Below are 10110 nucleotides of genomic sequence, written 5' to 3'. Positions count from 1 at the left end.
CTGGTTCTCTTCACCATCGCCAAACGGAGACCATTGGGGTGGATTTTCCTCACCACCTCGCGGTATCGCCCAGACCTTTCCGGGCAGCTGCGCGTCCTTCTTCTGGAGGGCAGACAACCCCTTTCTACGATTCTCCACAAGTCATCCACCCCCAACTTCCTCAAAGCTTTCATCCTCACCGGAGACCTTGTAGCCGGCTTCCTGCGTGGCCACTTCAATTCGCATCCCAGCGCAGGCCATGGTATCTCTTCTCTCAGTGACTCTTAGCCGCCGATAAGGAACCCTGCCGGAGCGGCAGAGAGAGCTTCCAGGCGAACTGTGCATCAGGGATGGGCAAGGAGGAAGAAAAACTCGCCGCAGGCATCCCCCACGCTTCCAAGGCAATCAGCCCCCCACAGAAAATCTTTGATTTTCTGCAGAGATTTCGTATATTCCACCCCAAAAATCGGAGCCGAAGATTCTGGCAGGAGTCGCGATGACCTATGACGCAGACTTTGTCGTCATCGGTTCAGGCTTCGGGGGAAGCGTTGCTGCGCTGCGCCTGGCCGAAAAGGGCTACCGGGTCCTCGTCCTCGAAAGCGGCAAGCGTTTTCGCGCCGAGGACTATGCCAGCACCAACTGGCAGCTGTGGCGATGGCTCTACATGCCGCGCCTTTTCTTCGCCGGTATCCAACGGTTGACACTCCTGCGCAACGTCCTGGTCCTTAGCGGCGCAGGCGTCGGCGGAGGGAGCCTGGTCTATTGTGCCGTCCTTTTTGAGCCGCCTGATAGCTTTTTTCGCGACCCGCACTGGGCAGAGCTCGACCCCGACTGGAAGGCCACCCTGGCGCCCTTTTACGCCGAGGCAAAACGCATGTTGGGCGTCACTACGCCCCCGCGCCTGTGGCAGAGCGACGAACTCCTGCGTGATTACGCCCGTGAGATCGGCCGCGCGGAGTACTTCCGGCCCGCCCAGGTAGGGATCTTCTTTGGCGAGCCTGGGGTGACCGTGCCCGACCCCTATTTCGGCGGCCTGGGCCCGCCGCGGGCCGGCTGCGACGCCAAGGCCCGGTGTATGGTCGGCTGCAAGGCGGGAGGAAAGAACTCCCTGGACCGCAACTATCTGTACTTGGCCGAGCGACTTGGCACGCGCATATTGCCGCTCACCACTGCAACGAGAATCCGCGCCTTGGCTGAGGGTGGCTATGCCGTGGAGACCAGGCCATCACTGCGCTGGTGGGGTGGCCGCCGCACGTTCACCGCGCGTGGGGTCGTCTGCGCGGCGGGAGCACTGGGCACTTTCCGGCTGTTGTGGACCAGCAAGCGGACGGGTGCCTTACCCAATCTCTCCGCCCAGCTCGGTAACGGCGCCCGCACCAACAGCGAGGTCATTGTGGGTGCGCGTACCACTTCGCGCCGGATGCGCCTGTGCGAGGGGGTCGCCATTGGGTCCAGCCTGTTTGTGGACGACATCACGCATATCGAGCCGGTGCGCTACCCGGACGGCTCCGGCGCCATGTTCTGGCTGTCCACCTTGTGCACCGACGGCGGCTCGCGCCTAGGTCGGCCGCTGCGCCACATCCTCAATTGCCTGCGCCATCCCCTTGCCTGGGCACGCGTGCACTGGCCATTCGGCTGGGCCAGGCGGGTGCTCATCCTGCTCGTTATGCAGACCATCGACAACCGCATTCGGCTGGTCATGCGCCGCAGGTGGTGGTGGCCCTTCGGCCGGGTGCTCAGTTCGGAGTCCACGGAACGGCCCACGCCCACCTACATTCCGGCGGCCAACCAGGCGGCGCGGCGCATTGCCCAGCGCATGAACGGTATCCCGGCCAGCGCAGTGACCGAGGTCATGCTCAATGTGCCGCTTTCGGCGCACATCCTCGGCGGCTGCACTATGGGCAAAGGGCCAGAGGATGGGGTAGTAGACAAATACGGCCGGGTATTTGGCTATGAGAACCTTTACATCACTGATGGCTCCATCATGCCGGCCAATCTTGGGGTGAACCCCAGTCTGACCATCACCGCGCTTGCGGAGTACATCATGCATCAGGTACCCCCGCGCCCCGAGGCGTGGGACTGAGCGGTTGCAGACGACCAACTACAGGGCTCGAGCGCATGTTGACCTCCATCAACCCGACAACCGGCGAAGTACTGGCACAGGTCCCTCCTCTGCCCCGAAATGAGCTGTGCCGCACCATCGAGCAAGTGGCGCGGGGCTTCCCTGCATGGCGCGACGTCCCTCTCCGCGAGCGGCTGGCAGCTTGCCGCAGGCTTATTCGCCTCATCACCGAGCAGCGCGAAAGCATCGCGCGCATCATCGCCATAGAGCAGGGCAAACCGATATGCGAGGCGCTCATTGCTGAGGTGCTCCCAGTGCTGGCCGCGCTGCGCTACCTCATGCGCCAGGCGCCACGGCTATTGCGCGAGCGGCGTGTCCCCCACGAGCTCATTCTACTCGCCCACAAGCGCAGCAGCTACCGCTTTGAGCCATACGGTGTAGTCGCGGTCATTGCCCCCTGGAACTATCCCTTCTCTGTGCCGGTCCCGGAGATCGTCGCAGCGCTGGTGGCCGGCAACGCAGTGGTTTTCAAGCCGGCGCCGAATAGCCTCCTCATGGCGCAAAAGATCGACGAGTTGCTGAACCAGGCAGGCTTCCCGGGCACGGTGTGCGCCACGGTGTTCGTCACGGACCAAATAGCGCCGACACTCACCTCACACCCGGCAATACGGAAAATCATCTTCACCGGAAGCACGCGCGTGGGGGCAAAGGTCATGAAGAGCGCCGCCGATCAAATCACTCCGGTTGTGCTGGAACTCGGCGGCAAGGACCCCGCGGTAGTTGCGGCCGATGCGCACCTCGAGCGCGCCGCCAACGGCATCGTCTGGGGCGCAATGTTCAACACTGGCCAGGTGTGTGCCTCCATCGAGCGGGTGTATGTGGAGAGGCCCATAGCCGAGCAATTCATCGCAGCCTGCGTGGAGAGGGTGCGCAGGCTGCGCGTCGGGGATCCGTTGCAACCAGAGACCGACATCGGTCCCTTGACCACCGCCCACCAGTTGGCCACGGTGACGGCGCACGTGGAGGATGCGATGCGCAAAGGTGCCAAAGTGCTCGTGGGCGGCACGCGCCTGGGGAGTACTGGTTTCTTCTATGCACCAACGGTGCTGACCAATGTCGACCACTCCATGGCGGTGATGACCGAGGAGACGTTCGGGCCTGTGCTGCCCATCATGGTGGTCGACTCCATCGACGAGGCCATCCGTCTGGCGAACGACAGTCCTTACGGTCTCTCCGCCTATGGCTGGACGCGCAACAAGAAGACGGCGCAGCGACTGATGCGCGAACTGCAGGCCGGCACGGTGATGATCAACGAGAGCACGGTGACCTGGGGTGAGGCGAGCGCACCCTGGGGTGGCTTCAAGAAGAGCGGCATCGGGAGAACCCGGGCGGCTTTGGGCCTTCTGGAGATGGTACAGGTCAAATACACCAGTTTTGACGCGGGCAAGAAGCCGAACGCCCCCTGGTGGTTCCCGTATGACGCAGAGGTGCACTCCTTAGCCAAGGAGGCCGTACCGCTGCTGTTTGCTGCCCGCCCCTGGCAAAAGGCAGCCCCGCTCCTCCGGCTTCTGGGCAACCGGCGCTTTGTGGGCAGCGCGCACTGGACGGCCGTCCTGCGCAACATCCACAAGCTGTTCTGAGAACTGAGCCGAGCCATGGCGCGACCCGTCTGGTTTGTGGAGCTCCTCAAGCGCGGCTTTCCGCAACGCTTCCGGCTGGCGAGGCTCTCACGCCTGCCGGGGATTGGCGGTCTGTTCGACCGCCTCCTTTTTGCCGGTGACGACATCATCTTCCTCCCCCGACAGCGGGTGATACAGGTGCACCAAAGCGTGCCGGTGCCAGAGCAAACGGTGCTACCGGCGCAAGTGGTGCACCACTTCGTCGATGTGGCGCAGCACCACTGGATCATGAACTTTTGCATTTGTCGCGCGGCCGCACACTGCAAGGACTACCCCATCGAATTGGGCTGCCTGTTCATGGGCAAGCCAGTGCTGCAAATTAATCCTCGCCTGGGCCGGTTGGTGACTGCCGCAGAGGCGCATGACCATGTGGAGCGCTGTCATCGAGCAGGCCTGGTGCACCTCATCGGCCGCAACCGACTGGATGCCCTCTGGCTTGGCGTACATCCTGGGGAGGAGTTGCTGACCGTGTGCAACTGCTGCCCCTGTTGTTGCCTCTACCGCATGCTGCCGATGCTCGCGCCGCACATTTCCGCCCGCTTTGCCCGCATGCCAGGCGTGGCGGTCAAAGTCACCGATGCGTGCGATGGTTGTGGGGCATGCACCAAGGGGGTCTGCTTCGTGAGCGCCATCGGCCTCAGGAACGGCAAGGCGGTCATCAGCGAGGCGTGTCGTGGCTGTGGCCGGTGCGTGGAGCTTTGCCCCAAGAAGGCCATTCGCCTCACCGTCGAGGGCGATGCAGTGGAACGCTCTGTAGCAAAGGTGCAAGGTGCCGTGCGGCTGCGGTCGGAAAACAGCTGACAGCCCAGGAGAGAGACGATGCGCGCTCCCCTCAGACTCGCATTGATCCAACAACACGCCACAGATGACCTCGGCGACAATCTGCAGCGTGCCATTGCGGCCGTGAAGGAAGCGGCGCAGCAGGGAGCCCATCTTGTCGCCTTCGCCGAGCTCGGTCTCACCCCCTTCTACCCTCGGTGCCCGGCTGGCGACGACCTCCAGGCACTGGCAGAGCCGATCCCGGGACCGACCACAGAGCTCTTCTGCAGGCTTGCTGCGCAGCACAAGCTGGTCGTGGTGCTCAATCTCTTCGAACGGCGCGGCGCGCGCACCTTCGACTCCTCGCCAGTCATCGATGCGGACGGCCGGCTATGCGGCGTGACGCGCATGGTGCACATCTACGAGGGGCCAGGCTTCCACGAGAAGGGATACTATGCCCCTGGGCCACCGGCTCCCTTAGTGCACGCGACGCAGGTGGGACGCGTTGGCGTGGCCATCTGCTATGACCGGCACTTCCCGGAGTACATGCGCCTGCTCCGTCTGCACGGCGCGGATTTGGTGGTAGTGCCACAGGCGGGAGCAGTCGGCGAGTGGCCGCCTGGCCTCTTCGAGGCAGAGCTCCAGGTGGCTTCATTCCAAAACGGCTATTTCGCCGCACTTTGCAATCGCGTGGGCAAAGAGGGTTCCCTCACTTTTGAGGGCAAGTCGTTCGTCACTGCCCCGGACGGCAGAATCGTGGCACAGGCGCCGGCAGGCCGCGACCACCTTTTGCTCGTGGACATCGACCTGGAAGAGGTCGCCACCTGCCATGCGGCGCGCCATTTCCTGCCAGACCGGCGACCGGAAGTCTATACCGACTTGTGCCGAAGAAACGCATCGTAAGGGAGAGGTACCATGAGGGCTGTCGTCGTTGTCATTGTGTGCCTTGCCTGCTACACGTACGCTTTGCACGCGGAGGAAGCGATGAGGCAACTGCATCTCATGCCTTGGCCAGCCGAGCTCACGTCTGGTGAAGGTTCGTTCCGGCTTGAGCAGGATTTTACCATTGGCCTAGAGGCTCAGGGCGGGCTGCGCGCCTATGCCGCGGCCACCCGCGCCTTGCAACGCCTCGCTGCCCGCACAGGGCTCTTTTTCTCGCAGACTGTCCTATCGCCCGAGAGCGCGCCCAACGCTGGCGCGCTGACCATCACCTGCAAAAGAGCCGGCCAGCTCCGCCTGGGCGAGGACGAGTCTTACCTCCTCAAGGTAGAGCCCAGCAACATACGCATAGAGGCAGAAACCGACATCGGGGTGGTGCGCGGCCTCGAGACCCTGCTCCAGCTCTTAGCTGCGGACGAGCGCGGCTACTACTTTCCGGCGGTGACCATCAACGATCGCCCGCGCTTCCCCTGGCGCGGCCTGCTCATCGACGCCTGCCGTCACTTCATGCCGGTGGAGGTGATCAAGCGCAACCTCGACGGCATGGCTGCGGTGAAGCTCAATGTGCTGCACTGGCACCTGACCGAAGACCAGGGCTTTCGCGTGGAGTGCCACACCTTCCCCAAGCTCCACCAGCTCGGCTCCGACGGGCTCTACTACACCCAGGCCCAGATCAAGGAGGTCATCGCCTATGCCGCCGAGCGTGGCATCCGCGTCGTGCCCGAATTCGACATGCCGGGACACGCCACGAGCTGGTTTGTGGGCCATCCGGAGCTGGCCAGCGCCCCAGGCCCCTACGCCATTGAGCGGCGCTGGGGTATCATGGATCCGACCATGGACCCGACCCGCGAGCAGACCTACAAGTTCCTGGACAGATTCTTCAAAGAGATGTGCGCCCTGTTCCCGGACGAGTATGTGCACATCGGCGGGGATGAGAACAACGGCCGGCAATGGGATGCCAACCCGGCCATCCAGCAATTCATGCGCAAGCGCAAGATCGCCGATAACCACGCCCTGCAGGCGTACTTCAACCGACGCGTGCTGGAGATCCTCTCCCGCTACGGCAAGAAGATGGTGGGCTGGGACGAGATTTTCCACCCGGAACTGCCCACCAGCATCGTCATCCACTCCTGGCGTGGTCGGGAAGCCATGATTCAATCGGCGCAACGCGGCTATAGAAGCATCCTCTCCAACGGCTACTACATCGACCTCATCCAGCCAACCGACTTTCACTATCGCAACGACCCGCTGCCCGAGGACACTCCTCTGACCCCAGAGCAACAGATGCTCATCTTGGGCGGCGAGGCCACTATGTGGGCAGAGTTCGTCACTGCCGAGAATGTGGATTCGCGCATCTGGCCGCGCACAGCCGCCATTGCCGAGAGACTCTGGTCACCCCGCCAGGTCAAGGACATCGCGGACATGTACCGACGGCTGGACGTCATCAGCCTGCTTCTGGAAGAGCATGGCCTGACTCATGAAAGGAACTTCGAGGCGATGCTGCGTCGCCTCAGTGGCGGCCGGGAAGTCGGCCCCTTGCGCACCCTGGTGGACGTGCTGGAGCCGGTCAAAGGATATGAGCGCAGCCGCCGCGGAACCTACACCTCTTTCTCGCCGCTCACCCGCGTGGTGGACACAGCTAAGCCAGATGCGCCAGTGGCACGCCGCTTCAGAGAGGCGGTGCGCTCTTTCCTGCAGAGCCGCGACGCCCAAACCCGCGCCGAGTTGGAACGGCACCTGCGGCTCTGGCAGGGCAACCACGAGCGGCTGCTGCCGGTCATCAAGGCTTCGCCCATCCTTTGGGAAATCGAGGAGCTGTCCGCAAACCTGAGCAGGGTTGCCAGCATCGGGCTGGAGGCTCTTGCCCACATGAGCGGAGGTCAGGCTTCCCCCGAGTGGCAGCGCAAGGTTCAGAGCGAGCTGGAACAGTGCCGCGCCCCTCGCGCCGAGACAGAGCTGATGATTGTCAGCGCCGTGGAAGAGTTGGTCCGCGCGTGCGCCTCTGGCGAGCCGAAGGCAGGCAGATAGGGATCGCGCTAATCTCAACGGCAAGGAGATTGTCATGACTCAACAAGCAGAGTGGAAAAAACGAACTCCTGGTCTGGTTGCCCGTCTTGTGTATCTCGTCACGATGGGGCTTTTCCTCACTGCCCCCGTCACCTGGGCACAGGAAGCACCAACCAAGCGCCCCCTCTCCCACAGCGACTACGACTCGTGGAAATCTATCGCCAGCCCCTCCCTATCGCCCAACGGCCGTTGGCTCTGCTACATCGAGACGCCCCAAGATGGCGATGCCGAACTGGTGGTGATCAACCTTGACGGGCCGGAGACGTACCGGCAGCTCGTGGGCTATTCCGGCGAAGGGACCGAAGCGCACAAAGCGGCATCGGCGACCTTCAGCTGGGACGCGCGACATGTGGCCTTTCTCATTTCTCCCGACAAGGAGAAGGCCAAGGCAGCCAAGAAGGCCAACACCAAAGACAAGCCCAAGAAGAAACTCGGCATTCTGAGCCTCTCCGACGGGACGCTGCAGACGGTGGACGAAGTCAAGAGCTTTGCCATGCTGAAAGAGGCAGCCGGCTGGATCGCCTATTTGCACGAGAAGAAAGAAGCCGAGGAGAAGAAAGGCGAAGGAGAACAGGGCAAAGAGGAAAAAGAAAAGGAGCAGAAGAAGCGCGAGAAAAAGCGCACCTATGGGGCTCCGCTGGTGGTGCAGGCGATCGACGACACCGTGCGCAAAACTGTCCTGCAAGATGTGGTGGACTATCGCTTCACCAAGGACGGCCGCTACCTCTTCTACGTGGTCTCCAGCAAGGAGCACCCGGAGCGCGATGGGGCCTACTTCCTCCACCCTGGCGACACGGCCGGCGTGCCTCTCATGAACGGCAAAGGGGAGTACAAACATCTGACCCTGAACAAGGAGGAGACGCAGCTTGCGTTCCTCACCGACAAGTTCGACCAGGAGGCGCAGGAGCCGACATTTGTCTTGTGCGGTTGCGCAGTCGGCGCACAAAAGGCTACGGTATGGGTCTCCCACACTGCCACGCCGGGCTTTCCCAAGGGCATGGCGGTCAGCGACAAGTCGCCCCTCACCTTCAGTGACGACGGCAAGGTGGTGATGTTCGGCATCAAGGAGATTGCCAAGCCTGCCGCCAAGGAGGACTCGCTGCGCGAGGAGGCAAAGTTCGACCTCTGGCATTGGCAAGACCCGTACCCGCAGCCTGAGCAAAAGAAGATGGCCAAGAAGGTGCGGGACAATACCTGGGAATGCGTGTACCACCTCGAGCGCAAGCGGTTTGTCCAGCTGGCTGACAAGGATCTGCCTGACGTGGAGTTGGGGCGCACGGGCAAGGTGGCCTTTGCGCAAAACCCGTGGCCTTACGCTGCCCGCGCCTCATACGACGCGGCGTATCATGACATCTACGTTGTCAAGACGGCCACCGGGGAGCGTACGTTGGTGCGCAAGGAACTGCGCGGCGGGGCACAGCTGTCACCAGAGGGCAGATATGTCACCTGGTTCGACGGCGGCCACTGGTACTGCTTCGACGTCGCCCGAGGCGTGTCCCGCAACTTGACTGCGACACTGGGCGTCTCCTTTGCGCGCGAGGAGCACGACACACCAGAACCTGCCCCGCCCTACGGCAGCGTCGGCTGGACCAAAGGGGACCGCTCCTTCCTGGTGTACGACCGCTATGACCTCTGGGAGCTCTTTCCGGACGGCAGGCCAGCGCGCTCCGTAACCGACGGGCAGGGGCGCGCGCACAAGATTTCGTTCCGCTACGTGAAGCTCGACCCCGACGAGGTAGCCATCGACCCGGCGCAGCCGCTGCTCCTCAAGGCGACGAACGAAGAGACCATGGCGGAGGGTTTCTATCGCGACTCCTTGAGTGGAGAGCAGCCGCCGGTGAGGCTGGTCACGGCCGATAGAAGCTTTGGCACGCCAAGCAAGGCCCTCTCCGCTGACGTCCTTCTGCTCACCCGCTCGGCCTTCGACGAGTACCCGGACCTGTGGGTGAGCGACCCGTCTTTTCAGGAGCTCCGCAAGGTGACTGACCTTGGCCGTCAGATAGCTCCCTTTCTCTGGGGCAAGGCCCAGCTTCGCTCCTTCCGCAATGCCGATGGGGTTGAGCTCAAGGGGGTGCTCATCACACCCGAGGATTTTAGCCCCAGCCGTCGCTATCCGCTCATCGTGTACATCTACGAGCGGATGCACCAGACCCTGCACCAGTTCCGACATCCGGGACCTGGCACCTCCATCAATCCCAGCTACTACGCGAGCAATGGCTACCTCCTCTGGATGCCGGACATCGTCTACTCAACCGGCTTCCCTGGCCGTGACGCTCTCAAGTGTGTGCTCCCCGGGATCCAGATGCTGGTGGCCGAAGGCTACGTGGACCCGCAGGCGATCGGCATTCAGGGCCACTCCTGGGGCGGCTACCAAGTTGCCTACATGATTACCCAGACCGACATCTTCGCTGCTGCCGAGGCTGGGGCGCCCGTGTGCAACATGGTGAGCGCCTATGGTGGCATCCGCTGGGAGAGCGGCAAGGTGCGCCAGTTCCAGTACGAGCGCACCCAGAGCCGCATCGGCGCTACGCTGTGGGAGGCCCCGCTGCGGTTTATTGAGAACTCGCCCATTTTCTGGGCAGACAAGGTACGCACGCCGCTGCTCATACTCCACAACGACAACGA

General features: G+C 62.8%; 6 protein-coding genes. All 6 read left to right on the top strand.

All coding sequences use genetic code 11. The features are described from left to right. Positions 1-475 precede the first annotated feature (475 nt). Positions 476-2062 (top strand): GMC family oxidoreductase, encoded by a 1587-nt coding sequence (locus H5U38_10840; protein ID MBC7187520.1) that lies wholly within the window; start codon positions 476-478, stop codon positions 2060-2062. 35 nt (positions 2063-2097) lie between these two features. Continuing rightward, entirely contained in the window at positions 2098-3681 is a 1584-nt protein-coding gene (locus tag H5U38_10835; protein ID MBC7187519.1) for an aldehyde dehydrogenase family protein, read from the top strand. 15 nt (positions 3682-3696) lie between these two features. Beyond that, on the top strand, positions 3697-4521 hold the full coding sequence (locus tag H5U38_10830) for a 4Fe-4S binding protein (GenBank protein ID MBC7187518.1): 825 nt from the start codon (positions 3697-3699) through the stop codon (positions 4519-4521). An 18-nt stretch (positions 4522-4539) separates the two neighbouring features. Next, on the top strand, positions 4540-5382 hold the full coding sequence (locus tag H5U38_10825; protein ID MBC7187517.1) for a carbon-nitrogen hydrolase family protein: 843 nt from the start codon (positions 4540-4542) through the stop codon (positions 5380-5382). 81 nt (positions 5383-5463) lie between these two features. Further along, positions 5464-7446: a family 20 glycosylhydrolase gene (locus H5U38_10820; protein ID MBC7187516.1), complete on the top strand. Its 1983-nt coding sequence runs from the start codon at positions 5464-5466 to the stop codon at positions 7444-7446. A 34-nt stretch (positions 7447-7480) separates the two neighbouring features. Continuing rightward, a partial coding sequence (locus H5U38_10815; protein ID MBC7187515.1) for a prolyl oligopeptidase family serine peptidase occupies positions 7481-10110 on the top strand: 2630 nt, incomplete at its 3' end.

This window comes from Calditrichota bacterium (genome assembly GCA_014359355.1).
GTDB lineage: Bacteria > Zhuqueibacterota > Zhuqueibacteria > JANLFK01 > Oleimicrobiaceae > Oleimicrobium.
The sequence above is the reverse complement of the archived record's forward strand: the minus strand, read 5'-3'. Positions and strand labels throughout refer to the sequence as shown.